Here is a 25,239-nt window from a genome sequence, read left to right as displayed (position 1 = left end):
TTTGAAGCTAGCCGTTTTCGGAGCCAACGATGAAATACAACGATCTGCGGGACTTCATTGATCAGTTGGAGAAGCTGGGCGAGCTGAAGCGTATCTCAGTTGAAGTGGACCCCCATCTGGAAATAACCGAAATCTGTGACCGCACGCTGCGGGCAGGCGGTCCTGCGTTGTTGTTTGAAAACCCGAAGGGCTACAACATGCCCGTACTCGCAAACCTTTTTGGTACCACCAGGCGAGTCGCCCTGGGCATGGGGCAGGAGAGCGTTACCGCGCTTCGGGATATCGGCAAACTGCTGGCCTATCTCAAGGAACCGGATCCCCCCAAGGGTTTCAAAGACGCTATCGAAAAGCTGCCACTGCTGCGGCAAGTTATGCGTATGAGCCCGAAAGTGCTCAGGTCTGCGCCGTGCCAGGAAGTTGTCATAGAAAAAGACAAGGTCGACCTTTACCAGATTCCTGTACAGCACTGCTGGCCGGGAGATGCAGCTCCCCTGGTTACCTGGCCTCTGGTTATTACCCGTGGACCCCACAAGGAACGTCAGAATCTCGGGATATACCGGCAACAGCTGATAGGTCGCAACCGGCTGATCATGCGCTGGTTAAGCCATCGCGGCGGCGCACTGGATTTTCAGGAGTTTCAAAAGGCCAGCCCGGGTAAGCCCTATCCGGTGGCGGTGGCCTTGGGTGCAGACCCGGCCACGATCCTTGGTGCAGTAACGCCAGTGCCTGATTCTCTGTCAGAGTATGCATTTGCAGGGCTGCTCCGGGGCAGTCGTACCGAGCTGGTACAGTGTGGCCTCAGTGACCTGCAAGTGCCTGCCAGCGCGGAGATTGTACTTGAAGGGTTTATTTACCCCGACGATAAAGCGCCTGAGGGCCCCTTCGGGGATCACACGGGTTATTACAACGAAGTGGATGAATTTCCTGTCTTCACTGTTGAGCGGATAACCCATCGGAAGAATCCGATTTATCACAGTACCTATACCGGCAGGCCGCCCGATGAGCCCGCTATTCTGGGTGTCGCGCTGAATGAAGTATTCATTCCGATTCTGCAGAAGCAGTTCCCTGAGATTGTGGATTTCTACCTGCCCCCGGAAGGCTGCTCTTACCGTCTTGCTGTTGTGACAATGAAAAAGCAGTATCCGGGCCATGCCAAGCGGGTGATGATGGGTGTATGGTCGTTTTTACGCCAGTTCATGTACACCAAGTTTGTTATTGTCACCGATGACGACGTAAATGCCCGAAACTGGGAAGATGTAATCTGGGCCATCACGACCAGGATGGATCCTGCCCGTGACACCATGCTGGTTGAGAATACCCCCATTGATTATCTGGATTTTGCCTCACCAGTGTCCGGCCTGGGTTCCAAAATGGGAATGGATGCCACCAATAAATGGCCGGGTGAAACAGATCGGGAGTGGGGCGAACCTATTGTCATGTCTGACGCCGTCAGGCAGCGCGTAGACGAACTCTGGGACAGCCTGGGTATTGAAACTACACCTGTCCGCCCCGATTGATATGAAAAACCAGCAGTTACTGTCCTGGATGGTAGACCTTGAGCCTTCCGGGATTTGTTATACCGCAGATGCTGGCGCAGATTTGCTGAGTGCCGCGGCCCGTGCAGGTATTGCGGTTCCTTTCGCATGCAAAAACGGTGTGTGCGAACTATGCGAGGCCAGGCTGCTCAGCGGCTCCGCTTTGAATACCCGAAACCAACAGACGATCCCTATCGGAGCGCGGCTGATGATGTGCAGAACCGCAGCGCTCGACCATCTAGAACTGGAGATAAGTGCCGTTATGGCAGCAGGAAAGAACCAGCCCCGAAAGTTTCAGGCAAATGTCGTGGATGTGCGTGCTATTAACCACGATGTGTATCGGGTAGAGCTTCAGCTGCCGCGGAGGCGTGAACTGTCTTTTCATGCGGGCCAGTATCTGGCGGTCAATCTGCCGGATGCTGAACCCTGTTATTTTTCGATCGCCAGCAGCCCGTCTGAGCCGCATATTGAGCTACATATTCAGGCGTCCCCGGATTGGGTGTCTGCGCAGAAGGTGATTGATGCTCTGACCTCCGGTGAGGCGGTCAGTCTGGAGTTGCCCTACGGCAAAGCCTGTCTTGCCAGTGTGCCGGATAAACCTTTGCTCCTGATCGCGGCGGGTACCGGTTTTGCACAGATGAAAAGTCTGGTGGACTACCTGCGCGGAACATCCTGTTCTCAGCCGGTAAAGCTGTTCTGGGGTGTTCGCCGGCAAGAGGATATGTACCTGAGGTCCATGGCTGGTCAGTGGGAGCAGGACTGGCCGGAGTTTACATTTCAGCCGGTTGTTGGTGATGACGAGGACAATGACTGGTCCGGGCATCACGATCAACTCGTGCGTGCGGTACTGGAGTCTGGTGCCGACTGGAACAATGTAGAAGTACATGTAAGTGGCTCACCAGCAATGGTTTATACGCTGATGGATGCTTTGCTTGAAGCCGGGCTGCCTTCCGGGAGTTTCTTTTCCGACGTGCTGGAGTACGCACCCCGGAACTAAAACGATTAAGGCATCAGAACTCTCATTCTGATGCCTTATACTGTGGTGGTTTGCCAGGCACTCCGGGAACCTGAGCAAACACCGGGCTGTCAGGCTTTGGGCATGGGTAACTCCGGAAGCCCATTGTCTTTTGCCAACCCTTGCATCACCAGTTTGACACTCACTTCTTCGTCGCCCATGTGCGCGCTCAGGCGACTGAGTTCTGCGAGAGCTTCACGGCTGCGCCGTAATCTGAGGCTGGTCTCAAAATACTCTCTGGCTTTGCCCCAGAGTTCATTGCGCAAACTCAGGCGGCCCAGAGCCAGAAGTAGTTCGGCATTGTTTGGACGGTCCTTCAGCCACTGCTCTGCAGCAAGCAGCTGTTCGTCCGGTTTGTTTCCCTCAATCCGGCCATAAAGATTGACCAGGTCGTCGCTCCAGTGATTGTGCAGCACTTTGCGTAGCAGGGTCTCGGTTTGTCCTTCATCACCAAGATCTGCGAGTAAACGTGCATAATCTGCAATAGTCTTCTCATCACGGCGCAGAAAGCCGGGCAGCTCATCCCACAGGCGGGTGAGGGGCTCCAGAGAAGCGTCCGGCTTGTCTTTTTGCTGTCGCCGGCACTCTTCAGCAGCCCGTTCGAGCAGGTTGTGCCATACCACACGCTCCAGTTCGCCCAGCTCGGATTCCGGAAGCACGCTACGCTTACGCAGCTCTGGCAGTAATTTTGACAGCTCGCGCCAGTCTTCCAGACGAAGGTAGGTGGTTTTCAGCAGCTTGAGAACAAATGGGTGGTGCGGAGACTGCTTGCGCAGGCGCAACAGTGTTGCCAAAGCCTGTTCCAGGCGATTACCGGCAAGCTGAAGCTGGGCCTGGGTAATACCCACTGCCATATCCGAACCCGGTGTGCTTTCAAATGCCTTGCGCAGCATCTCGTCAACGGCTTCGTGGTCGCCGCATTCGAAGGCTGCCTGTGCAGCAGCAAGATAGTTGATAAGTGGTGTGTCTGCATTGCTGGCAGCTGATGTCAGCATCTTGCGCGCCCTGGGCCAGTTACCTTCGGCCAGTGCCAGCAGGCCTTGGGTAGTTCGGCGCCGGGCCCGGCGCTCTTTGCCTCTGGATACCCAGCTGGAGACCAGGCCAGTGCCCTGCCGCATGCGACGTAACAGGCCTATGGAAAGTACAATCAGAACAACCACGGCAATGAGCAGTGCAAGGCCTACCCAGAAATTGGTTTCTATCAGGTAGTTGCCCAGGCTGATACGGATGTAACCCAGGTCATACTGCAGGCCGAGCGAAAGCCCGGTGCCGATTAACAGGGCAAACAGAACGATCAGAAGCAGGCGAATCATGAATCATCGCCTCCGTTGTCCGCTTGGTCTTCTTCATCGCCCTTATCGAGCCGGCCAGCAAGTCGTTGCTTGAGCAGGTCCAGGGATTTGCTGATGTCAGGGAGATCCGGCGCGACGTTACGTGTGGACAGCTCTTCAAGTGTGTTGCTCAGCGCACTTACTCGTGGGTTGCTTGCATCGTACCAGTCATTAACAGCGGCCTGAGCCTTGATCAGGGAGCGTTCATATAGTGCCTGGTTGCCCCTGAGTACGGCCATCTCGGCTTCTTCGAGCATCAGTTGCATGTTTAGCCGGGCATAGGCGCTTTGATCAGGAGACAGAAGTGGCTTAACCGATTCATCCAGGCGGCGGACTACCACAACCTGCATCAGTGTAGATTTGAATTTTTTCCAGGCTTTGGCCAGCATGCCTGGTTCTTCGCTGGCTTCAGTGCTGTCTTCTGCCTGTGAACTGGCCAGAAACCCTGGTGCCTGTTCGCTGATAAGTGCCTGATCAGTAAGCTGGTGAACGCTGTCTATAGCTGCTTCGAGGGTCAGATATAGCCCGGTTCTGTCAACGCTGGATATGCCTTTGAGTGTCAGGATTTCCCGGGCCAGTTGCTGGCGTACCGGGTATATACCAATATCGTCAGATTCTGTCAGTACCTCGTCGGCAGCCTCGAGCGCGGAAAGAGCTCCGCGAATGTCTTTTTCAATCATCAGCCGCTGGTTGGCAATACGCAGGAGATACTCGGCTTCAGCAAGTAACCAGTCGGTACGGGTACGGTTCCCTGCTTCCAGCAGTTCCCGGGCATTGTGATCAATCTGTCGCTGTTGGGTAGCGATCAGTTCCCGTTGAGAGCTCAGTTTGTCCTCCAGGGATTGCAAGCGCTGGCCTTGCTGGCTTCCACTGGCACCATAGAGCTGTTCAAGCTGAGCTGTATCCTGTTGCAGGCTGCTCAGTCTCTGCAGTGTAGCCTGGTGGTCATTCCACTGTTGCCAGTTCCAGAGAGCCAGCAAGGCAACACTGATCAGTGCAATTATGGCGATAACCCAGACCGGCCAGACTTTCGGGCGGGCGGGTTGCTCATTAGCAATCGGGGCGGGTAATTGTTTCGTTGTCTCAGTCACGGGCGTCCTTACTTGGCTTTTCCGGAGCCACCGTCCCGGCCAGCCAGTTGTTCTGCGACGGCGGCCACGATGTCATTGTCGGCAAGGCTTCCTGGTATACACGGAGCGTTGAATCCCGCCGCATGAGCCTGATCGGCGATACGCCGGGCGGGCACAATAACGGGACTATCGTATAGATTATGGCTGCTATTCGCACATAGTGCGATGAGATTGTTCAGGGTTTCTCCGGAGAGCGCAATAATAGCGTCCGGTGCGAACTGATCCAGGGCGTGGTGAACCTGTTCTGCTGTGTAGTCCGGGCAGAACCTGCGGTACAGGGGAAGCATGGTTACTCGTGCACCGCGTGTTTCCAGCGTATCCCGTATCAGCTCCCGTCCTTCCTCCCCCCGGGCAACCAGAACCCGTTCTCCGGTCAGGCGCGCCAGAGAATGTAATTTGAGCAGAGCTTCACTTGTCCAGCCTTCGTCGGGCTTGCGCGGTTTCAGTCCATGCTCTGCCAGTACTTTTGCTGTGCCGGCGCCAACACCGTACCAGTTCAGGCCGATGGGGAGCTGGGGCCACCAGGTGTCCAGCTCTTCCAGCAAAAGACGAGCGGCATAGGGGCTGACAGCAATAACGTGAGAGAATTCATCGAGACTCAGAATAGTGGAGCGTCGTTCCGGAGTCTCTGGCAGAGGTTCCCGTTCTATCATTGGAAAAACGAGCACTTCGGCGCCGGCAGCCTGAAACTGCCGGGCCAGTCGTGATGCTTCCGGTTCCGGCCGGCAAATCAGGATGCTCTGGCCGGCCAGACAGCCAGGGTCAGTGCGGAGTGTGGCCATATATTTCAGCCAGAACCTTGTCTGCGCCCTGGGCCAGAAGGTCTTCTGCCAGCTGGCGCCCCAGACGCTCACCTTCAGCCCGGGGTGCCCGGCCTTCAACACGGAAAATCCGGGTGCCATCAACGGCACCAACCAGTCCACGCAACCAGAGAGTGTCGTCGTCTTCCAGCAAGGCGTAGGCAGCGATAGGCACCTGGCAGCCACCTTCAAGGCGACGGTTCAGGGCACGCTCTGCTTTGACTCTGTCAGCTGTGTCAGCGTGGTTCAGCGGTTCCAGCATGGATAGCAGTTCGTCATCATCAAGCCGGCATTCAATGCCCAGGGCACCCTGGCCGACAGCGGGCAGGGATACGGTATCAGGCATGGAGTAACGGATACGCTTGTCAAATCCCAAACGCTTGAGGCCGGAACTCGCCAATACGATGGCATCGTAATCACCGGCGTCGAGCTTGGCGAGGCGGGTGTTCACATTACCACGCAGAACCCGGATTTCCAGATCCGGCCGGTAGGACCGAAGCTGGGATTCGCGGCGCAGGCTGGCGGTTCCGACGATCGCTCCCTGAGGAAGGGCGTCCACGTTGTCATAATAGTTGCTGACGAATGCGTCTGTCGGATCTTCCCGCTCGCAGATAGCAACCAGTCCAAGACCTTCGGGGAAGGCCATGGGGACGTCTTTCATGGAATGTACGGCAAGGTCTGCACGGCCATCGAGCATGGCTTCTTCCAGTTCTTTTACGAACAGGCCTTTGCCGCCGATCTTGGCGAGAGGAACATCGAGGATCTTGTCCCCTTGGGTTTTGATCTTGACCAGCTCCACAGTCACGTTGTCGTGGAGCCGTTCCAGTTCGGCCTTGATGAATTCTGCCTGCCATAGCGCCAGAGCGCTGCTACGGGTTGCGACACGAAGGGTTCGTTTGGACATGATGCTCACTGTCAGTTCTGAAAATGTTCGCCAAGATTACCTTGTGGCGCCATAAAAGTCCCGTGAGGGGCTGCTTCACGAAGAGGGTTCAGCCAGGTTGTTGCCCTTGCAGCCACTGACGAACGCTGCTGGCGTGTCGGCGGCTTACCTGGAGCTCCCCCAGGCCATCCCGGAGCAAGACCAGGTTGTGGCCCTCCGGCGCGCGCTTCAACGCCTGAATGAAACGCACTCCCACCAGCGTGTTGCGATGAATTCTGAGCAATTGCTGGGGATAGGCGTTTTCCAGATCTTTCAACGTATAGTCGGAAACGGTTTCGCCACGGGTGTGATGGATGGTTACGTATTTCTGATCGGCCTGGCAATAGTGGATCCCGGCTATATCTATGAGTTCGGTACCTCTGTGAGTGCGAACCGACATCTGTCCTTCAAGGGGTTGTGACGGGGGTGTGGTATTGGTTGCAGCCATGCCTGAGATCGCGTGTAACTGTACTCGGTTAACCCGGCCGGCCCGGGCCAGGGCTTCTTCAAGGGCGCTTTTGCGAACCGGTTTCAACAGATAGGCTGCGGCCTGAACGTCGAAGGCCTGGATGGCGTAGCTGTCGTAGGCAGTGCAGAAGATAATTGCCGGAGGGTTGTCAAGCTGGCTCAGGCGTGTGGCAACCTCCATGCCGTCCATACCTGGCATGCGTATGTCCAGAAGAAGTATGTCCGGCTGGAGTTCGGCAACCCGCGCAAGCGTTGCATCGCCATCACTGGCTTCGCCGCAAATCTGGTATTCCGGCAGGCCCTCAACCAGGCGCCGGAGACGCTCCCGGGCCAGGGGTTCATCGTCTGCAATCAGGATCTTCTGCTTTTTCATGGTTTCTGTGAGGTTTTCGGGAGCCTCAGGGTGACGGTATATACGTCGTCCTGGTGGCTGTGTTTAAGAACAGCAGACTCGCCAAACAATGCCTGTAATCGAGCCTGTATATTGCTCAGCGCCATACGATTGCCATTGTGCGCGCTCTCGCCCGAGCAATCAGGTTTCGGGTTCTGTACCAACAGGTACACAAAGTTGCCCCGGGTTTCTGCCTCTATGCGCACCACGCCGCCTTCCGGGCGTGGCTGTATGCCGTGATAAACCGCGTTTTCGACCAGTGGCTGCAGAGTCAGTGGCGGTATGGCCTGGTGCTCCAGCCCTTTGGCGATATGCCATTCCAGCTTCAGTCGCGGGCCGAGGCGCAGGGCTTCAATGGCAAGATAGCGCTGGCACAGGTCCAGTTCTTTCGACAGTGGTATGAGCTGGTCACCGGTACGTAGACTCGCGCGGAACAGCTCGGACAGATCCAGAACGGCTTCTTCTGCCTGGTCAGGGTCTGAGGCAATAAGGCTGGCGATGGTATTCATGCTGTTAAACAGAAAGTGCGGCTGTATGCGTGCCTGCAAGGCTGCCAGGTGTGCCTGCATTTCGGCTTCCCGCTGTTGCTGCCATTGGTGTTGTAGATAAAAATAGCGCAGTACCATCAGGACAATCAGTAGTGCCAGCAGCATTTTTTTTGCAATTGCATGCCAGCCTGTGATGCCTGGCTGCGGGTGTAGAACATTGTCGGCAAACAGGCTGAATGCCAGTACGTCCAGTAGCACGATGGCTGCAATCGACAGGGTGGCGCGAAGCACCGACATTCTGGCCAGGCGTTGGCGAAGCAGACAGATCAGCGCAGCGCTGGTGAGGGTGGTCCACTGCACGAACAGCGATAATAGTGCAAAGTAGTTCCAGTCAATCCAGCCGTCGCTGGCCTGGACAATAGCCAGCACCAGTACCAGTAGTTCGCTGGTGATCAGCAGCATGAACACGGATCGCACCCGGCATAAATCCGGCACGAAGAAATCCTGTGTGATGCTCGCTTTGCTCCCGTGCAAGGGAGTCTCTTTTGTTCGGGTCAGAATGCTATACTCTCGCCATGTTCAATGTACCCAGTTCCCGCAAGATAATGCCGGGCTGCCAGCAGGAAAGATAGACCATGACGGATCAGAAAAAACCTGACCAGGCCACAACCTCCGAAAAACCCTGGGGCGGACGCTTCAGCGAACCCACAGATGCGTTTGTGGAACGTTTCACTGCATCTGTAGGGTTTGATCAGCGTCTGTATCATCACGATATCACCGGTTCCATTGCCCATGCGACCATGCTTGCAGAAGTCGGCGTGCTGACAGAAGACGAGCGCGACCGCATTATTGATGGTCTGAATGGAGTCAAGGAAGATATAGAAGCAGGGCGGTTCGAGTGGTCTGTGAGCCTCGAAGACGTTCACATGAACATTGAAGCCCAGTTGACCAGGCGTATTGGGATTACGGGCAAGAAGCTGCACACTGGCCGCAGCCGTAACGATCAGGTGGCCACGGATATCCGGCTGTACCTGCGCGATGAAATTGATGTGATTGCCGAGGAGCTTCGGCGCCTGCAAGCCGGCCTTCTGGACCTGGCCGAACGCGAGGCTGGTACCATCATGCCCGGCTTTACCCACCTTCAGACGGCCCAGCCAGTTACTTTCGGACATCACCTTCTGGCCTGGTATGAGATGCTGGTTCGTGATGCTGAGCGTTTACAGGACTGTCGTAAGCGGGTGAACATTATGCCCCTGGGCGCAGCTGCCCTGGCCGGCACTACCTATCCGATTGACAGGGCCATGACTGCCCGGCTGCTGGGATTTGACCGGCCTTCAGAAAACTCTCTGGATTCCGTCAGCGACCGGGATTTCGCCATCGAATTCTGCAGCTTCGCAGCGTTGCTGATGACGCATCTGTCCCGTTTCAGTGAGGAGCTGGTGTTGTGGACTTCGGCACAGTTCGATTTTATTGATCTGCCGGATCGTTTCTGTACCGGCTCTTCTATCATGCCCCAGAAAAAGAACCCGGATGTGCCTGAGCTTGTCCGGGGTAAAACCGGCCGGGTGACCGGACACCTGATGTGCCTGCTTACGCTGATGAAAAGTCAGCCCCTGGCGTACAACAAGGACAACCAGGAAGATAAGGAACCCTTGTTCGATACGGTTGATACCATCAAAGGGTGTCTGAAAGCCTATGCTGACATGGTCCCCGCTATTCGCGCCAAGGCCGACAACATGCGGGTAGCCGCCAAGCGCGGATTCTCCACAGCAACGGATCTGGCGGATTATCTGGTCAAGAAAGGTATGCCGTTCCGGGATGCCCATGAGGTTGTGGGTAAGGCCGTAGCATTTGGTGTGGCTGAAGAGCGAGACCTTTCTGATATGACACTGGAAGAGCTGACGCAGTTTTCAGATACCATCAGCGACGATGTGTTTGATGTGCTGACGCTTGAAGGTTCGGTTCAGGCCCGTGACCACCTTGGTGGTACTGCGCCTTCTCAGGTGCGTGCAGCTGTTGGCCGCGCGCGCAAGCTGCTGGGCTGAGTCTTTTGTCCCGCGATTCCCGCGATCCCGGGGCATCCCTGATTGCTCATGCCCCTCCGATTATCCTGGATTTTGACGAGGGCATTGACCGTAAAACCCTGCGCCGCCTGCGGGACAGGTTCCTTCTGGTTAATCGCGAACGCTGGCAGCGTGCGCACTCCTCGCTTACTCACAGGCAACAGGTGGTGCTGGAAGTACTGCCGTTGGTGTTTCATGCCAATCACCCGGCTTTGCCGGGTTATCTTGATGCGGATTGCCCTTATGGCCTGAACCATTATCAGCCGGATCCAGTAGCCATAAGTGCGGCCCGGCGCCTGGCTCGCACCTTCAGTATCCGGGACGAGGGCCGGCGTCAGGCAGATCTGGAAGCTCTGTTCCTGATGGGCAGCCCTGGTTCCTTGGGGCATTCCGTTGCCAGTGATCTGGATGTCTGGTTATGCCATCGCGACGACCTGCAGGAACCGGGTATCCTGCGTCTGGAGCGTAAAGCAGAGAAGCTGACAGAATGGGCTGCGTCTTTCGGCATCGAGCTGCACGTGTTTGTATTTTCTGCGGCTGACTGGCGCCAGGGTCGGCAGCGCGCAGAGGTGAGCGGTGAAAACTGCGGCAGTGCCCAGCACTACCTGTTGCTGGATGAGTTCTATCGTACAGGGATCCATCTGGGTGGATGTTATCCGTTGTGGTGGCTTGTCCCCTCAGAACAGGAAGACCGTTATCGGGAATGTGTAGACAAACTGGTGGATTGCCGTTTTATCCGGGGCGACGAATATGTCGATTTTGGAGCTGTGCCGGCCATACCTGCCAGTGAATTTCTGGGTGCGGGTGTATGGCAGCTTTATAAGGGTATTGATGCGCCCTGGAAGTCTATCCTGAAGCTGTTGCTTATCGAGTGTTATGCCCGGACTGAGGAACAGCCGGTTCTGTCGCGGGTGTTCAAACAGGCGGTATTCAGTGGTGTCACTGATGCGGATGTTCTGGACCCGTATGTAATGTTGTATCGGCGGCTGGAACAGTGGCTGCGCGATGCCGAAGCCTGGGCGAGACTGGATCTGGTGCGACGCAGTTTATATGTCAAAGCCGGACTTCCACTGACCCGTACCGGAGCAGCAGGCGAACAGGGAGTGGAGCTCTGGAGAACCAGGCTGCTGAGAGAGCTTGTGGCCGGCTGGGGTTGGCAGGAAAAGCAGGTTGAGGCACTGGATAACCGGGAGCGCTGGCGGGCAGACGAGGTATCTTCCCTGCGCCGTGTTGTAGTTTCGGAGTTAACCCATAGTTATCGCCTGCTATCCAGAATGGCTCGCGAACACGCTGAGAAATCAGCGATCAGTGCCAATGACATTAACCTGCTCGGCCGTAAACTCTATGCAGCGTTTCAGCGCAAAGCCGGTAAGGTTGAGTTGATCAATCCCGGGCTGGTGGCCTCCCTGGAAGAGGAGAATCTGGCCTTTCATCATCAGTCAGAGCAAGGAGAAGCCGGGAGCGGCTGGTTACTGTATCGTGATCTGGAGGACCCTGCGGATGCCTTCTGGCAACCCGTTATCCGGCGATCAGGGAACCTGGCCGAACTGGTTGTCTGGTGTTATTACAATGGATTGCTGACTCGGTCAACGCGCCTCAATGTCCGTTCCGGACAGGGTGTTGCATCCATCAGTGAACTGCGGGAGATGCTGGATGCGCTTTCTGATTTTGTTCCCTTTCCTGTAGCACCTGCCGGACGGGGCGCGCTTGCCCGCGGCGTTTGCCCTCTGCGTAATCTTCTTCTGATCAATGTGGGCGTTGATCCACAGGCTTACCTTACGGAACGAGGACTGCATAAACTCAGCGCCCGGCATGATTCGCTGGGCTTCAGTGGCGGGAGAGAGAATCTGGTTGTCACCATCGACCAGGTCACGCTGAACAGTTGGCACGAGGTCAGCCTTCAGCATTATGCCTCCGGTGATACCCTGATTCAGTGTCTCAAAAATATATTGGCATCGGTTGCTCTCGATCCTGGTGCAATTCCCGATATTAAAGTACATAGCCACAAACGCGGACATGGCAGTGCTATCGCACGGCGGGTTCAGGAACTGTTTGCCGACGTGCTGCGACAGTTCTTCGCTGGCGGCGCCGGCCCGCACCCTTTGCGATACGTTATTGAGATGGATCGCCGGTATTTTCTGCTGGAGTTCAGTGGTGCCGAGCCGGGATTTATTGCCGTTGAAAGCCGGAGTGCGCTCATGGAGTGCCTGGCCCAGCCCCGGGATGTCTACCTGCCCATCATTTTTGACCGCCAGGCTCTTTTGGATGAGCCTGGTCTGAGGGCTGCTTGTCAGGTCAGTGAGCCGGACAGTATTCAGGTGTTCTATGCTCTTCGGGGTGAGCAGGCGCAGATCTGGGTGATCGACGAGCGCGGTTCCCTGTTCGGCTGGACACAGCCGGTTACCAGCCGCCGCCATTTCCTTGTTCCTCTTTTACGTTTTCTCGAGAATCTGGTTGAGCGGCGAACCTTGCGCCACAACGAGGTGCCTGTGGCCCTGGCCGGCGTGAGATGCTACGAAATTGTTGCAAGCAATGGGAGTTGGCGGGCGGAATACCGGCCTCAAACCGACTCAGGTGTTGCTTTGCCCGGTCTTGAAGTACAGGCCGTGGGAGTTCAGGAAGGCAATAGCCGGGTTCGTTTTGACCTTTACTGTGGTGAGCAGGAATTTACTGTTTTGCAATACGGTGATCAGCTGATCCCGGCTGTTGCACACTATATTCATTCCCGGCGACAAAGCCGGGAGCATTACCCTGTGTACCTTACCGATGTGCACCTGCCCCATGACCTTGACCCACGGGTTTATCAGCAAGACATACAGACCAGTCAGTACCTCTATTACCGTGCCGCTCTGGAGGATGCTCTGAACCGTGAGCTGGAAGCCTTTGGATAGCTTGTCATCCTCGCCGTGCGGGCCACAGGTCAGGTATACTTTGGCGATTATGAACTCAGGGGTGGCAAGTATGCGCGCGTGGACACTGCCAATCGTATTTCTGATTGTGGCGGCTACACTTGGTGGGTGCGGCCAGAAAGGGCCTTTATACCGGGAGAATCCGGAGGTGTCAGCCGGGCCATACCAGACTCCGTTACACGATCAGGAACCTAATGGATCACTTTAACTACCGTGACGGCGAGCTTTACGCCGAAGATGTTGCTGTCTCTTCCATTGCCGAACGTTTTGGTACGCCGGCTTACGTATATTCCCGGGCAACACTGGAACGCCACTACAAAGCTTATGATGAGGCTCTGAAGGGGCGTGAGCACCTGGTGTGCTACGCCGTAAAAGCCAACAGTAATCTGGCAGTCCTGAATGTGCTGGCACGCCTGGGTTCGGGCTTTGATATTGTCTCAGCGGGTGAGCTGGAACGGGTGCTGCGTGCCGGTGGCGATGCGGGCAAAGTTGTGTTTTCCGGTGTTGGCAAGCAGGAATGGGAAATGCGCCGGGCTTTGGAAGCGGGTGTTCGCTGCTTCAACGTGGAATCCGACACCGAACTGGACAGGCTCAATGCGGTGGCTGGTGAGCTTGGGGTTAAGGCTCCGGTTTCCCTGCGAGTGAATCCGGATGTTGACGCCGGAACTCACCCATACATTTCAACAGGCCTGAAAGAGAACAAGTTTGGTATTGATATTGCTGATGCGCCTGCAGTCTATGCCCGGGCAGCAACATTACCGAACCTGGAAATCAAAGGCGTGGATTGCCACATTGGTTCACAGCTCACCTCTATTTCTCCGTTTCTGGATGCACTTGACCGGGTATTGGCGTTGGTCGATGTTCTTGCCGGCAAGGGTATTCACATCCGGCACCTGGATATGGGGGGAGGTCTGGGCGTTACTTACAATGATGAGCAACCGCCTCAGCCGTCTGAATACGTCAGCGCACTGGACGAGCGTATCGGTGACCGTAAGCTGGAACTGATTCTTGAACCAGGCCGCTCAATCGCGGCCAATGCCGGCATCCTGGTTACCCGGGTCGAGTTCCTGAAGTGCACTGAATACCGCAACTTCGCGATCATCGATGCCGCCATGAATGATCTGATTCGCCCTGCGCTATACAGTGCATGGCAGGCCATTGTGCCGGTTCAGATCCATGAGGAAGCCCAGGAGAAGACCTGGGATCTGGTCGGGCCTGTCTGTGAGACCGGGGATTTCCTGGGTAAAGACCGGCCGCTGAGGCTCAGGGCGGGAGATCTGCTGGCTGTGCGCTCTGCGGGCGCCTACGGCTTTGTTATGAGCTCTAACTACAACACCCGGAATCGCCCACCGGAATTGATGGTTGATGGCGATCAGGTCCACATTGTCCGCCGTCGCGAGACGCTTGAAGATCAGCTTGCTCCAGAAAGCTGCCTGCCGGAATGAGTGAGGGGCAGGGAATGACACAGCACCGCCGGAATCAGGGGCCGCTACTCCGGTTCACTAAAATGCACGGTTTGGGCAACGACTTCATGGTGGTTGATGCTATCAGCCAGCCGTTCCGGCTGCGCCCGGAAATGATCAGGGAACTGGCGGACCGGAACTTTGGTGTTGGCTTTGATCAGTTGCTGGTTGTTGAGCCGCCGGGATTGCCGGATGTGGACTTCCGTTACCGGATATTTAATGCCGACGGTTCAGAGGTTGAACAGTGTGGTAATGGCGCCCGCTGCTTTGCAAAATTTGTCCGTGACCAGCGTCTTACGAACAAAAAAGTCATACGTGTCCAGACTGCAAGTGGTGTGATTGAGCTGCGGGTGGTCAAGGATGGCAAAGTGATGGTTAATATGGGAGTGCCTGAACTGAACCCGCCGGCCATACCTTTTGCTGCGGAACGCCGCAAAAATGTCTATACGGTGGAAGCTGGATCTCAGACAGTTGAACTCAGTGCCATTTCCATGGGCAACCCCCACGCTGTTATTGTGGTCGAGGATGTGGATACGGCACCGGTTTCAGTTCTCGGGCCGCGTCTCGAAAACCACCCCCGCTTTCCTTCAAGGGCCAATATCGGGTTTCTGCAGATCATCGATCGTAGCCATGTACGCCTGAGGGTGTATGAACGAGGCTCGGGCGAAACACTGGCTTGCGGCAGTGGAGCCTGTGCGGCTGTTGTTGCCGGATGTCTGCGTGATTTGCTTGATAACCGGGTGGAAGTGGATCTGCGAGGAGGGCGGCTGGTCATTGAATGGCAGGGCGAAGGGACGCCTGTTATGATGGAAGGGCCTGCCACAAGCGTATTTGAAGGGCAGCTAAGGCTGCCTGGTGACTCAGGTGGTAGCCGGCGCAGAAAGCCCGGTCGCGCACATAAACAACGGATCTGAAAGCCAGGAGATCACGATGACAGACCAAACGGCCCGCCAGAAGGCCGGTGAGCTTACCGGGGAAGAGGTAGCGGAGTATCTGAGAAATAATCCTGATTTTTTTATTGAACAGGATGAACTTCTGCGCAGCCTGACTCTGCCCCATGACAGTGGCCGGGCAATTTCTCTGGTTGAGCGCCAGGTGCATCTGTTTCGTGAACAGCGGGACACGCTGCGGCATGAGTTGGTGGAGCTGGTTTCCATCGCCCGTCACAATGATCGATTGTTTGAAAAAAGCAAGCGGTTGCTGATGCAGGTGATTGAAGCCCGTAATCTTGTGGATATGGCATCGACTATTGATGACAGTATCCGGGGTGATTTCGGGTTGGACGCCGCTTCAGTGATCCTGTTTACGGATGTGGAAGTGCCTGGTAGTGCTCAGGGTGCCCTTCATATTGTCAGCCCGGCCGAGGCCCGGAATCGTCTTGGTAATCTGCTGGAAGGCAGCAGGGCCGTTTGTGGTCAGTTCCGGGAGAGCGAACGGGAATTCCTGTTTCCCGACCGGGATGAACCCATTGCATCGGTTGCTCTGGTGCCATTGCGAAGTGATGGCCTGGTGGGCGTTTTTGCGGTTGGCAGTTGTGAACCTGGCTATTTTGATCAGAGCATGGGGTCCTTGTTCCTCAGCTACATCAGTGACACGCTCAGCCGGCTATTGCCGCCCATGGTCCAGCGCTATACCACAGTTGCACCTGTAGCCGGGCTCGCGACGGAGTCCCGCTAACGTGGCTTCTGTACCCGTGTCAGCTCAATTACCCCATGAGTTGAGCGGGTATCTTGCAGATTTTGTTCAGCACCTAGAGTCTGAAAAGCGCCATTCCCCCCGAACTTCCGAAAGTTATCAGCGCGATCTGCGCCGGTTTGCGGGCTGGCTCGTGGAGCGAGGCTGTGCGGAATGGCGGACTGTAAGCAGCCATGATATGCGCCGTTACGTGGCTGACCTGAGTCGCCAGGGGTTGAGCGGTCGCAGCATTGCCCGTCATTTGTCAGCTATAAGGCGTTTCTATCAGTATTTGTTGCGGGAACGCCTGGCTACGGACAACCCGGCACTGGATATCCGGGCTCCGAAAAGTAGCAAGCGCCTGCCCAGGGTAGCCGATGTGGATCAGCTCAACTCCCTTCTTGATGCTGTACCGGATGATCCGTTGGAAGTGCGTGACCGCTGCATGTTTGAACTTATGTATTCTTCTGGTTTGCGCCTCGCGGAGCTGGCCAGCCTTGATATTGATGCCGTTGACTGCAAGGGCGGCGAAGCACGGGTTGTGGGGAAAGGCAGCAAGACACGAATACTCCCCGTAGGCCGGAAAGCGCTGGAGGCGATTGCGCAATGGATGCCTGTCCGCGCAGGGCTTGCTCCGGAGGCCGAGACGGCTTTGTTTGTAAGTCGCCGGGGTGATCGCCTGAGTCACCGTAGCATTCAGGCTCGCCTGAGCAGATGGGGTGTTGTCAAAGGCGCTGATCAGAAGCTCTACCCGCATATGCTAAGGCATTCATTTGCAAGCCATATGCTCGAATCCAGCGGAGACTTGCGTGCGGTGCAGGAACTTTTGGGGCATGCAGACATAGCTACCACTCAGGTCTATACTCACCTTGACTTTCAGCATTTGGCCCGGGTTTATGACCAGAGCCACCCAAGGGCACGCCGGCGTAGTGGGCCCGGCTGCGATGACCAGAACCCCGGACGGGAAGGAAACGTTTGATGTCATCTGATCCATCCTGGAAAGAACGATACTTTCAGGAGCTTGAGGCTGCAGAACACAGAGAGCAGCATTGGAAGGCCGAACGAAATACGCTTGAACGCATGTTGGTGCGTACCAGCCTTGCCGCCGAAGGCCAGGCCCCGGAGCTTGATCGCCTGCTGGCCAGTGTCCGCTCTGATCTGCGCAGGAACAAGGTCGATGTAGAGGGCTGGAAGGCGCTACAGGAGAAGATCGATCGCCAGGTTGCTTTGCTGGATGAGGTACCTTCCGGAAAGGTTATGGATCGTACAGGCCATAGTGCGGAGCCGGGAGCTGAATCCGGGCCCCGGGCCGGAGATGAGCTTGATTTGCGTAATGGTGCGCCTGATGCCGGAACTGAAAGCCAGAGGCTTCGTATTGCCCGGCGTGTTGGCCACCTGCTGGGGCAGTTGCTTAGTCAGGTTTCTCTGGAGGCTGAAGCCGAGACACGGGCGAGAAGTCTGCAAAGGGCATTGCTGTCCAGTGATAACTGGGATGAATTACGGGACGGTCTGAATCAGGTTGCAGATCTTATTGTTGCCGCGGTCACCCGTAGCCAGCGGGAGTTTGAGGGTTTTCTCAAGCGCCTGGATGAACGCCTCGAAGTGCTGCAGGAACATTTTTTCGTACAATCATCTGCACAGTCTGGTCGTCAGGCAGCCTCAGAGGCGCTTGATCGTAATATCCGGGAAGAAATCGAACTGGTTGGCCGGCATATTCAGGCGAGTAATGATCTTCAGGGGCTGAAGAAGTCAGTCAGCCGCCATCTGGAGTTTATTGGCCAGGCGGTGGGCAAGTTCCGGGTTGAGGAAACAGAGCGTGAAAAGATGCTCTCCGAACAGTTGCTGGCTATGCAGGAGCGAGTGGCGGTTATGGAGGCGCAGTCAGAGCAGATGCAGGGGCAGGTTCGCAAGGAGCGCGAGCGGGCTATGACGGATCTGCTTACCCAGCTCCCCAACAGGGAAGCATGGCAGGAGCGTTTGTCTTTCGAGTTCAATCGCTGGAAGCGATATCAGTATCCACTGACCATAGGTGTTATGGATATAGACCTGTTCAAGCGAGTGAACGACTCATATGGCCATAAAGCCGGTGACAGAGTGCTGCAACTTGTGGCCAGGGAAATTTCAAACCGGTTGCGTACCACTGATTTTGCTGCGCGTTTTGGTGGCGAGGAATTTGTGCTCCTCTTTCCTGAAACCAATGCAGACAGTGCATTAATAGTGATGGATAAGCTCCGGGCCCACGTCAGTGCCCTGCCGTTTCACTTCGGTGGAAGTCCTGTAACGATTACTTTCTCTGCTGGCCTGACGGCTTTTACTCCCGGCGACACCGAAGAAACAGTCTTTGATCGTGCAGACCGGGCGTTATATTTGGCTAAGGATGCGGGTCGGAACTGCGTCAGGGTAAGTCGGCCCGCGGTCTAGTCAGTGCCGGGGCCCCGATTACAACAGCAGAGTTTTAATGTCGCATCATGGCGTCAAGTTCGTCGATCACCTCCGCCCAGTCACTATCATCTTCCAGGCCTTCTTCGAGAAACTGAGACTGGCTTTCAGACCAGAATGGTGCATCCTGCAGGGCAATTTCGCGGGGCAGGGGGGAATAGCGGGTAATGAATGCCTCTATGCTTTTCTCGTCAGATGGCAGGCCGAGTTGGTCAAAAAGCCTGCTCATGGTGTGTTTGCTTGTGTCCACGAAGAAGTTCTCCCGTTTAACGATTGCCGGAATGAAATTTCGAATATTTGCAGGTATGGTCTCTTGAAATGTAGCGTAATCCCAGAGGATATCCAGTGAAGGCCACCCTTGTGTTTCTATGTTGTTGCCTGTTGCTGGTTTTTCAACCCACAGCACTGGCAGACCCGCCCCAGGTATCACCAGCTCCGGTTCTGGGCAGTAATGATCTAAGTTGGCTTGGTGAGCAGAAAAGCCTCCGGATAGGCGTGCGGGGAGATCAGGTGCCACTGGTATTTGATACTGGTAACGGTGATCTTGCCGGCACTTATATCGACTATCTGGCACGACTGTCTGACAAGTTGGGTTTGCCGATTGAGCCGGTGATTATCAGCCGTGATGCCAGTGCAGGACCAGTGCAGAATCAGCCGGAAACCGATGCGATTCTGATGGCCAGAGTACTGTCTGCCCCGGTGCCGGACGGCAAACGCTATACCAGCCCGTTAATGTCACTGACGTACGGGCTTTTCGTTAGTGCGGGAGATGCTGCGATCCGTTCGCTGGCTGACCTGGAGGGTGGTCGTATAGCGGTCGTTGAAAACGATCCGAATCAATACGCCATGCTTGATTCTGTAGACAGTTTTACGCCTGTTCCTGTTCAGAGCATGGGTGAAGCGGTCAGCCATGTACTCTCTGGTCAGGCTGATGCCTTCCTTGGCCCGGTGCCGGTGGTATCTGACTATCTTCAGTCAGCGATGATAAATGGTATTGGACTGTCGGTGTTGCTTGATCAGAAATCGGTAGATGTGGTTTTTCAGGTGGATGAGAGCCGTGAGCCCTTATTCCGTATTCTGGACCAGGCGATAGCTGCGATCAGTCATAATGAGCACCGGGTTATCCGGCAAGCCTGGTTGCAGGTGGATCTGAGTGCGCTGGAGCAGAGCGGAGTCGAGTTGTCAGCTTCTGATGTTGACTGGCTTAAACGGCACCCTGATCTCAAGGTTGCCTATCGCTCTGACTGGCCGCCATTTGAGTACGCCCAGGATGGCCGCGCAACCGGTCTTGTACCGGATCTCGTCGCCCGCCTGGAGAGTCAGTTAGGTATACGGTTCGAGAACAAAATCCTGGAAAGTCGCGTTGTTGCAGAGCAGGCACTTGTTTCAGGTGAGGTGGATATTCTGCCCGGCCTCTCTCGCACACCCCGAACCGAAGAGTCGTTTCTGTTTACCCGGGCCTATGTGAGCGTGCCTATAGCTCTGGCTATCCGGGATGACGGACGCTTTATCGGGGACCTGCGGGAACTGCGTACGGAGCGAGTGGGGGTGGTTAACCGCCATGCGGCTCATGATTACCTGCTTATTAATCATCCGAATCTGGACATCTACCCAATGGCAACGGTAGAAGACGGGTTGCTTGCGCTTTCCAATGGCGACCTTGATGTCATGGTGACGCACATCCCGGCGGTGAGTTATACGGTTGCCAGACTTGGGCTCTCCAATCTTCGAATTACCAGTATTACGCCCTATCAGTACGATCTCAGACTCGCAGTGCGTAAAGACAGCCCCGAACTGCACCGGATTCTGAACAAAGCTCTGGGCAGCCTGAAGCCCGCCGACACCGAGGCGATATACAACCGGTGGATCCACCTGGATATTGAGCAGGAAGCTGATTATACCGTGGTTCGTCGGGTGGTTCTGATCGCTATTGTGGTTGTGCTTATCTTTCTTTACTGGAACCGTAAACTGTCGCGGGAAGTGGACGAACGCATCCGTTCTGAAAATGCTTTGCGCCGGAGTGAGGACGAACTGCGAGCGGCGAAGCTGGAAGCGGAACGCCTCGCCCGGCAGGCAGAGGCGGCCAGTCGGGCCAAGAGCGAGTTTCTGGCTAATATGTCCCATGAGATCCGGACACCCATGAACGCAGTGATTGGCTACAGTGATCTTCTGAGCAACAGTGTTACCGATCCCCAGCAACGCAACTACCTTGATGCAATCCGTGCAGGCAGCCGCAGCCTGTTGATGCTGATCAACGATATTCTCGATCTTTCACGTATTGAGGCGGGGAAGATGCGGCTGGATTACTCGCCCGTATCGGTACGCAGGCTTCTTGACGATGTCCGTCACATATTCGATTTACGGGCACGCGAGCAGGGTATCACCCTGGAGGTAAGTGTCGGCTCGGATATGCCCGTGACCATGATGCTCGATGAAACCCGTTTCCGTCAGGTGCTTTTCAACCTGGTAGGAAACGCCATCAAGTTCACCCATGAAGGCGGGGTATCTGTACGGGCAACGGTTCAGCCAGTCAAAGACGATACGGGAGAAACCCCGGAGCATCAGTCCTATAGGCTTAGGGTCAAAGTGGAGGATTCCGGCATCGGAATTCCCTCTGATCAGCGCGATCGGATCTTTGACGCGTTTGAGCAGCAGGAGGGGCAGAATACCCGCCGTTATGGGGGTACGGGTCTGGGACTTGCTATCAGTCGCAAACTTGTCCAGATGATGGGCGGGGAGCTCGAAGTGGAAAGCGAACCGGGGAAGGGATCAGTTTTTACAGTCACCTTGCCTCAGGTCCAGGCAACCGGCGAACAGGCTGAGGACGAAGGCGAGACCAAAGAATCTGAACGGCTGCTGGCCCGGACGCTGAGTATGCAGGAACGGGGTTGGTTGAGAGAGCAATTAACTGCAGATTTTGGTGAAGAGTGGCAAGCTGTGCGGGAAAGTGGTGATCCGGAGGAGATGAAGGGGTTTGCCCTCAGAGTACTGGAGTGGGGCCGGCGCTATCGTTCCAGATCTGTCACGGGTTATGGGGAAAAATTGCTGGCAGATGTAGAAGCGTTCAATCTGGATGCTGTAAACAGTGCGCTTGAAGCCTTTCCAAAACTGCTGGGAAGGCAAGACTAGGTCAGTCCGGGTTACGCATGTCTGGCAGATTTACAGACAATCGAACTGGGAGTTGCGATCAAAAGCGACAGAGACCATGTCATAGCCGGAGTCAGACAGACTGCGAATAAGTTCCCGGTCTTTCAACAAGGCCATGCAGACTTTATGAACGCTGGCCTGAAGGTGCTCTGAAGCTGGCTCAGGGGCTGCAAGGCGAAAGTCCACAATCAGATATTTCCGCTCTATCGCAGCCGAAACCGGTATATCCTCGCGCTCGACGCTTTCAAAACCGATGTAGGTTGCGTGATCCTGGGGGAATACCTGGCTCATCACAATGTCCAGATTTTCGGCCTGAGCGGCTGAAGCAGAAAACAATGTTGCTACGGCTGTGGTACAGATCAGGTTCTGGATGTTCATCATGCAAACCCTCCCCGGAAACCATCCCGGAATTGATGTAACTGAATGTAAAGTTTCGTTACGGTTGATTATTGCAGAGTTGATCGTTTATTGCGCGGTGTATGGCAGTTTTTTTCAATTGTTTGCAGTTTGCATGGATTAGCCGGAGGGTTCTGCACGTGCAGGGCTCCCCTGACGCTCCGCTATCAACTATCATGAAACGAAACCGACTGCAGGAGAGTTGCCCCATGTTTCAGCTTGTATTCAAGGGTGAGTGCACCCCTGGCGCCGATATCACGACGACGCGCAACAATGCCCGTGCCTTGTTCAAGGCCAGTGTTGAGCAAGTAGAGCGGATGTTCAGCGGTAGCCCGGTAGTGATCCGGAACAAGCTGGATAAGGAACAGGCGGAAAAATATCGCGCTGTATTGAACAAGCATGGCATGGTTGCCTATGTTCAGCCGATGCCGGGAACCACTGTTCAGACCAAAGCTGCTCCGGCCTCCAGGACTGTCAGCAGTGCTCCTGATCCGGTGGAACCGGTTTCCCGCCCGGTCAGTTCACAGCCAGATACCGGCGTTCCCGATGTAGAACCGGGTGATCGTTTGTCCGTAGCGGGTGACAAGGTAGATGACATCCTCGCTGGCTCGGGTCTGGGGCTCGATCCGGTTGGCGTTACACTGATGGAACCCGAAGAGGCCGAAGCGCCCATGTTCCAGCATCTGGATGACTGGACTCTGGCACCGGCGGGCAGCGATATAGGTGTGGAGCGGGATCTGCCTCCCCCCATAGTGCCAGATGTGTCGCACCTGTCGCTGATCGATGAAGAGCCGGAAAACAAGTGAGGCTCAGGACTACGGAGCTTGCCAGGTTTTGATGCGATCCCTGGGGTTGACCGCTATTTGGCTGGCTGCTGTATTCTTCATATCCCTTCCTGCAGCAGCCAGTAATTCCACAGCCGAAAGACCCAAGGTCGGCCTGGTGCTTAGCGGCGGTGGTGCCAAAGGTATGGCCCATGTAGGTGTACTCCGGGTGCTGGAAGAAATGCATATCCCGGTGGATATGGTAGTGGGAACCAGTGCCGGCTCTGCAGTTGGTGCGCTTTATGCCGCAGGTATGTCAGTAGCGGAAATAGAGCAGCGCTTTATCGAAATGGACTGGTTATCGAGCTTCAGGGATGACCCTGGCCGGGTATACAAACCGGTTCGCCGGAAGCAGGCAGAGTGGAGGTTTCCCTTTACACCCGGGCTAGGCATCAGTCTGGAAGGTCTGCACCTTGGTGCCGGTATTATTTCTGGTCAGAACCTGGGCTTTATTCTCAACGAACTGACCCACAGTGTCGCACTTGTTGAGAGCTTCGACCGCCTGCCAATTCCTTTTCGTGCCGTTGCTACCGACCTGGAAACGGGCGATATGGTGGTGCTCGACAGCGGCAACCTCGCTACAGCCGTGCGTGCAAGTATGAGCATTCCGGGGGTGTATGCGCCGGTGAATCTTGATGGCCACATGCTGGTAGATGGCGGAGTTGCGAACAACCTGCCGGTCAGTGTCGCCCGAGAAATGGGAGCCGAGATTATCATTGCGGTTGATATAACAGATACGCTGATGGGCCCCGACGAACTGCGTGAGGCCTTCTCTGTTTTTGGTCAGCTGACCACAATAATGACCCGGCGCAATACCGATCTGCAACTTGAATCACTGGGCGAGCAGGATGTGCTTATCCGCCCTGATCTGGAAGGCCAAAGTTCTGCGGACTTCTACAACGCCCCGGTATTGTTTGAATTGGGTGCCACCGGTGCCCGTGAACATGCGGTGGAGTTGAACTCGCTAGTTGTATCAAACGAGGACTGGCATGCGTACCAGTCGCGACTGGCGTCAGCCAACCATAATGCCGGCATAATCACGAGCATTGAGATTGAGCATGACCGCCGTCTGGGCAATGAATTTCTCCGGGAGCGAATACGCCAGAAGACAGGTGAGCCTCTGGACGTAGAAATGCTGGAGGCCGATCTCAAGCGCATCTATGGTCTGGGTTATTACGAGATCGTATCTTACGCCCTGTCGCCATTGCCGGATGGAACCTTGCTGACAATCAAGGTTCAGGAGAAAAGCTGGGGGCCTAATTATCTGTCGTTTGGCCTGAATTATGAGGATAACTTTGATGGCGATACCCGTTTTAATCTGGCATCGTCCCTGCGCATAACTGAATTGAATGAGCTTGGGGCCGAGTGGGAGACGGGGGTGCAGCTTGGTACGGAGCCGCATATACGTACTCAGTGGTATCAGCCTCTTGATTATGGCTATGAGCGCTTTCTGGTGACGGGTGCGGAATACTCCCGTGACACCATCAGCGTATATGACGCCGCGGGTGACCCTGTTGCTGAAATGGACGTGACCTTCCGTCAGGCTGACCTGGGCGTGGGAATGGAACTGGGTGGTAATGCTGAGGCTCGTGTTACATACGTTCGCGGGTATGCCACTGTGGACAAGCAGGTTGGTGCGTCCATCGCGCCGGAGGGAGCGGTTCACCAGGGCAGCCTCAACCTGCAACTGGTGCACGATTCTCTTGACGATACTTTCTTTCCGAGGGAAGGAGCCTTTGCCGGAGTTCGCGGCAGGTTAGAGCGCGAAGACCTTGGCTCCGAGCGGCATTTCGACTCGGTAACGGGCATGGCGCTGGGGACAGGTAGCTGGAAGGGTTTTACTCTGACGGGACTGCTCTATGCACACACGGTTACCCGGGGAGATGCGGGTATTGAAAATGCAGTGCGCCTCGGCGGTTTCCGGCGTTTATCTGCTTATGCTCCGGGCCAGATTACCGGCGATAGTGCTGCTATGGGGGCCGTCTATGCCAGCCAGGCGTTCGGTGGTCCGATTACTCCGTGGTTTGCCGGGATGGGGTTGGAGGCAGGAAATGCCTGGGAGTCTCTCAGCGATGCCGGGTGGAACCGCACCGTAAAATCCTGGAGCGTCTTTGCAGGTGTGGATACGTTCCTCGGGCCAGTGCAGATAGCAACCGCATATAACAACAAAGATAACTGGGCCGCTTACCTGAATATCGGGTTCTCGTTTACCCAGCTTTTTTACTAGGATTGGTTTCGGAGTTC

At 55.6% G+C, this 25,239-nt stretch carries 21 protein-coding genes; 13 read left to right on the top strand and 8 right to left on the bottom strand.

Going from position 1 to position 25,239, the window contains the following annotated elements:
- The first annotated feature begins 29 nt into the window (after window positions 1-29).
- Window positions 30-1,517, top strand: a complete 1,488-nt coding sequence (gene ubiD, locus DS878_RS03355; protein ID WP_113814523.1) for a 4-hydroxy-3-polyprenylbenzoate decarboxylase — start codon at window positions 30-32, stop codon at window positions 1,515-1,517.
- 28 nt (window positions 1,518-1,545) lie between these two features.
- A complete protein-coding gene (locus DS878_RS03350) occupies window positions 1,546-2,532 on the top strand; it encodes a 2Fe-2S iron-sulfur cluster-binding protein (RefSeq protein ID WP_410003451.1) in 987 nt (328 codons plus the stop codon).
- An 89-nt stretch (window positions 2,533-2,621) separates the two neighbouring features.
- On the opposite strand, the gene DS878_RS03345 is transcribed toward DS878_RS03350, so the two are convergent.
- The 6 genes from DS878_RS03345 to DS878_RS03320 form a co-directional block, all read right to left on the bottom strand.
- Entirely contained in the window at window positions 2,622-3,863 is a 1,242-nt protein-coding gene (locus DS878_RS03345; protein ID WP_113814521.1) for a heme biosynthesis HemY N-terminal domain-containing protein, read from the bottom strand.
- Window positions 3,860-4,972, bottom strand: coding sequence for a uroporphyrinogen-III C-methyltransferase (locus DS878_RS03340; RefSeq protein WP_113814520.1), 1,113 nt, complete (start codon window positions 4,970-4,972; stop codon window positions 3,860-3,862). The genes DS878_RS03345 and DS878_RS03340 overlap by 4 nt, the downstream gene beginning before the upstream one ends.
- A gap of 8 nt (window positions 4,973-4,980) precedes the next feature.
- Window positions 4,981-5,793 (bottom strand): uroporphyrinogen-III synthase, encoded by an 813-nt coding sequence (locus DS878_RS03335; RefSeq protein ID WP_113814519.1) that lies wholly within the window; start codon window positions 5,791-5,793, stop codon window positions 4,981-4,983.
- Entirely contained in the window at window positions 5,774-6,715 is a 942-nt protein-coding gene (gene hemC, locus DS878_RS03330; RefSeq protein WP_113814518.1) for a hydroxymethylbilane synthase, read from the bottom strand. The genes DS878_RS03335 and hemC overlap by 20 nt, the downstream gene beginning before the upstream one ends.
- Before the next feature lie 88 nt (window positions 6,716-6,803).
- Window positions 6,804-7,574: a LytR/AlgR family response regulator transcription factor gene (locus tag DS878_RS03325; protein ID WP_113814517.1), complete on the bottom strand. Its 771-nt coding sequence runs from the start codon at window positions 7,572-7,574 to the stop codon at window positions 6,804-6,806.
- Entirely contained in the window at window positions 7,571-8,542 is a 972-nt protein-coding gene (locus DS878_RS03320; RefSeq protein WP_113814516.1) for a sensor histidine kinase, read from the bottom strand. The genes DS878_RS03325 and DS878_RS03320 overlap by 4 nt, the downstream gene beginning before the upstream one ends.
- A gap of 173 nt (window positions 8,543-8,715) precedes the next feature.
- Between DS878_RS03320 and argH the strand changes: the two genes are divergently transcribed.
- From argH to DS878_RS03280, 8 genes are read left to right on the top strand one after another with little or no spacing between them, the layout of a single operon-like run.
- Window positions 8,716-10,125, top strand: coding sequence for an argininosuccinate lyase (gene argH, locus DS878_RS03315; RefSeq protein ID WP_113814515.1), 1,410 nt, complete (start codon window positions 8,716-8,718; stop codon window positions 10,123-10,125).
- A gap of 5 nt (window positions 10,126-10,130) precedes the next feature.
- Window positions 10,131-13,034 (top strand): class I adenylate cyclase, encoded by a 2,904-nt coding sequence (locus DS878_RS03310; protein WP_261977574.1) that lies wholly within the window; start codon window positions 10,131-10,133, stop codon window positions 13,032-13,034.
- 49 nt (window positions 13,035-13,083) lie between these two features.
- Window positions 13,084-13,260 (top strand): LPS translocon maturation chaperone LptM, encoded by a 177-nt coding sequence (gene lptM, locus DS878_RS03305; RefSeq protein WP_315971916.1) that lies wholly within the window; start codon window positions 13,084-13,086, stop codon window positions 13,258-13,260.
- Window positions 13,247-14,497: a diaminopimelate decarboxylase gene (lysA, locus tag DS878_RS03300; RefSeq protein WP_113814513.1), complete on the top strand. Its 1,251-nt coding sequence runs from the start codon at window positions 13,247-13,249 to the stop codon at window positions 14,495-14,497. Before lptM ends, lysA begins: the two co-directional genes overlap by 14 nt.
- 14 nt (window positions 14,498-14,511) lie before the next feature.
- A complete protein-coding gene (dapF, locus tag DS878_RS03295; protein WP_113814512.1) occupies window positions 14,512-15,429 on the top strand; it encodes a diaminopimelate epimerase in 918 nt (305 codons plus the stop codon).
- A gap of 16 nt (window positions 15,430-15,445) precedes the next feature.
- Window positions 15,446-16,192: a DUF484 family protein gene (locus DS878_RS03290; protein ID WP_113814511.1), complete on the top strand. Its 747-nt coding sequence runs from the start codon at window positions 15,446-15,448 to the stop codon at window positions 16,190-16,192.
- Window position 16,193: 1 nt separating this feature from the next.
- Window positions 16,194-17,168 (top strand): tyrosine recombinase XerC, encoded by a 975-nt coding sequence (xerC, locus tag DS878_RS03285; protein ID WP_261977573.1) that lies wholly within the window; start codon window positions 16,194-16,196, stop codon window positions 17,166-17,168.
- The gene (locus DS878_RS03280; protein ID WP_113814510.1) at window positions 17,168-18,610 is read left to right on the top strand and encodes a GGDEF domain-containing protein; all 1,443 of its coding nucleotides are present in this window, start codon (window positions 17,168-17,170) and stop codon (window positions 18,608-18,610) included. The genes xerC and DS878_RS03280 overlap by 1 nt, the downstream gene beginning before the upstream one ends.
- A 34-nt stretch (window positions 18,611-18,644) precedes the next feature.
- On the opposite strand, the gene DS878_RS03275 is transcribed toward DS878_RS03280, so the two are convergent.
- Window positions 18,645-18,878 carry a DUF2789 domain-containing protein gene (locus DS878_RS03275; RefSeq protein WP_113814509.1) on the bottom strand — a complete coding sequence of 78 codons (234 nt, stop codon included), beginning with the start codon at window positions 18,876-18,878 and terminating at the stop codon, window positions 18,645-18,647.
- Window positions 18,879-18,973: 95 nt separating this feature from the next.
- Here DS878_RS03275 and DS878_RS03270 point away from each other — a divergent pair, with 95 nt between their 5' ends.
- Window positions 18,974-21,757 (top strand): ATP-binding protein, encoded by a 2,784-nt coding sequence (locus tag DS878_RS03270; RefSeq protein WP_113814508.1) that lies wholly within the window; start codon window positions 18,974-18,976, stop codon window positions 21,755-21,757.
- Window positions 21,758-21,787: 30 nt separating this feature from the next.
- Here DS878_RS03270 and DS878_RS03265 read toward each other — a convergent pair whose 3' ends face one another.
- The gene (locus DS878_RS03265) at window positions 21,788-22,153 is read right to left on the bottom strand and encodes a hypothetical protein (RefSeq protein WP_113814662.1); all 366 of its coding nucleotides are present in this window, start codon (window positions 22,151-22,153) and stop codon (window positions 21,788-21,790) included.
- Between the two features lie 227 nt (window positions 22,154-22,380).
- Here DS878_RS03265 and DS878_RS03260 point away from each other — a divergent pair, with 227 nt between their 5' ends.
- On the top strand, window positions 22,381-22,977 hold the full coding sequence (locus DS878_RS03260) for a hypothetical protein (RefSeq protein WP_113814507.1): 597 nt from the start codon (window positions 22,381-22,383) through the stop codon (window positions 22,975-22,977).
- Window positions 22,978-23,008: 31 nt separating this feature from the next.
- Window positions 23,009-25,222: a patatin-like phospholipase family protein gene (locus DS878_RS03255; protein WP_113814506.1), complete on the top strand. Its 2,214-nt coding sequence runs from the start codon at window positions 23,009-23,011 to the stop codon at window positions 25,220-25,222.
- Window positions 25,223-25,239: the final 17 nt, after the last annotated feature.

It is taken from the genome of Marinobacter sp. F3R11 (assembly GCF_003318275.1).
Taxonomy (GTDB): domain Bacteria; phylum Pseudomonadota; class Gammaproteobacteria; order Pseudomonadales; family Oleiphilaceae; genus Marinobacter.
This window is presented reverse-complemented; position numbering and strand designations above follow the sequence as displayed.

What these genes read in the sequence shown, in the direction of transcription:
- hemC (WP_113814518.1), bottom strand. Translation starts at nt 6,715, where the DNA reads ATGTCCAAACGAACCCTTCGTGTCGCAACCCGTAGCAGCGCTCTGGCG.
- DS878_RS03290 (WP_113814511.1), top strand. Translation starts at nt 15,446, where the DNA reads ATGACAGACCAAACGGCCCGCCAGAAGGCCGGTGAGCTTACCGGGGAA.
- lptM (WP_315971916.1), top strand. Translation starts at nt 13,084, where the DNA reads ATGAACTCAGGGGTGGCAAGTATGCGCGCGTGGACACTGCCAATCGTA.
- argH (WP_113814515.1), top strand. Translation starts at nt 8,716, where the DNA reads ATGACGGATCAGAAAAAACCTGACCAGGCCACAACCTCCGAAAAACCC.
- DS878_RS03260 (WP_113814507.1), top strand. Translation starts at nt 22,381, where the DNA reads ATGTTTCAGCTTGTATTCAAGGGTGAGTGCACCCCTGGCGCCGATATC.
- DS878_RS03345 (WP_113814521.1), bottom strand. Translation starts at nt 3,863, where the DNA reads ATGATTCGCCTGCTTCTGATCGTTCTGTTTGCCCTGTTAATCGGCACC.
- DS878_RS03325 (WP_113814517.1), bottom strand. Translation starts at nt 7,574, where the DNA reads ATGAAAAAGCAGAAGATCCTGATTGCAGACGATGAACCCCTGGCCCGG.
- ubiD (WP_113814523.1), top strand. Translation starts at nt 30, where the DNA reads ATGAAATACAACGATCTGCGGGACTTCATTGATCAGTTGGAGAAGCTG.
- DS878_RS03350 (WP_410003451.1), top strand. Translation starts at nt 1,546, where the DNA reads ATGGTAGACCTTGAGCCTTCCGGGATTTGTTATACCGCAGATGCTGGC.
- DS878_RS03335 (WP_113814519.1), bottom strand. Translation starts at nt 5,793, where the DNA reads ATGGCCACACTCCGCACTGACCCTGGCTGTCTGGCCGGCCAGAGCATC.
- DS878_RS03265 (WP_113814662.1), bottom strand. Translation starts at nt 22,153, where the DNA reads ATGAACATCCAGAACCTGATCTGTACCACAGCCGTAGCAACATTGTTT.
- dapF (WP_113814512.1), top strand. Translation starts at nt 14,512, where the DNA reads ATGACACAGCACCGCCGGAATCAGGGGCCGCTACTCCGGTTCACTAAA.
- lysA (WP_113814513.1), top strand. Translation starts at nt 13,247, where the DNA reads ATGGATCACTTTAACTACCGTGACGGCGAGCTTTACGCCGAAGATGTT.
- DS878_RS03255 (WP_113814506.1), top strand. Translation starts at nt 23,009, where the DNA reads ATGCGATCCCTGGGGTTGACCGCTATTTGGCTGGCTGCTGTATTCTTC.
- DS878_RS03320 (WP_113814516.1), bottom strand. Translation starts at nt 8,542, where the DNA reads ATGCTGCTGATCACCAGCGAACTACTGGTACTGGTGCTGGCTATTGTC.
- DS878_RS03280 (WP_113814510.1), top strand. Translation starts at nt 17,168, where the DNA reads ATGTCATCTGATCCATCCTGGAAAGAACGATACTTTCAGGAGCTTGAG.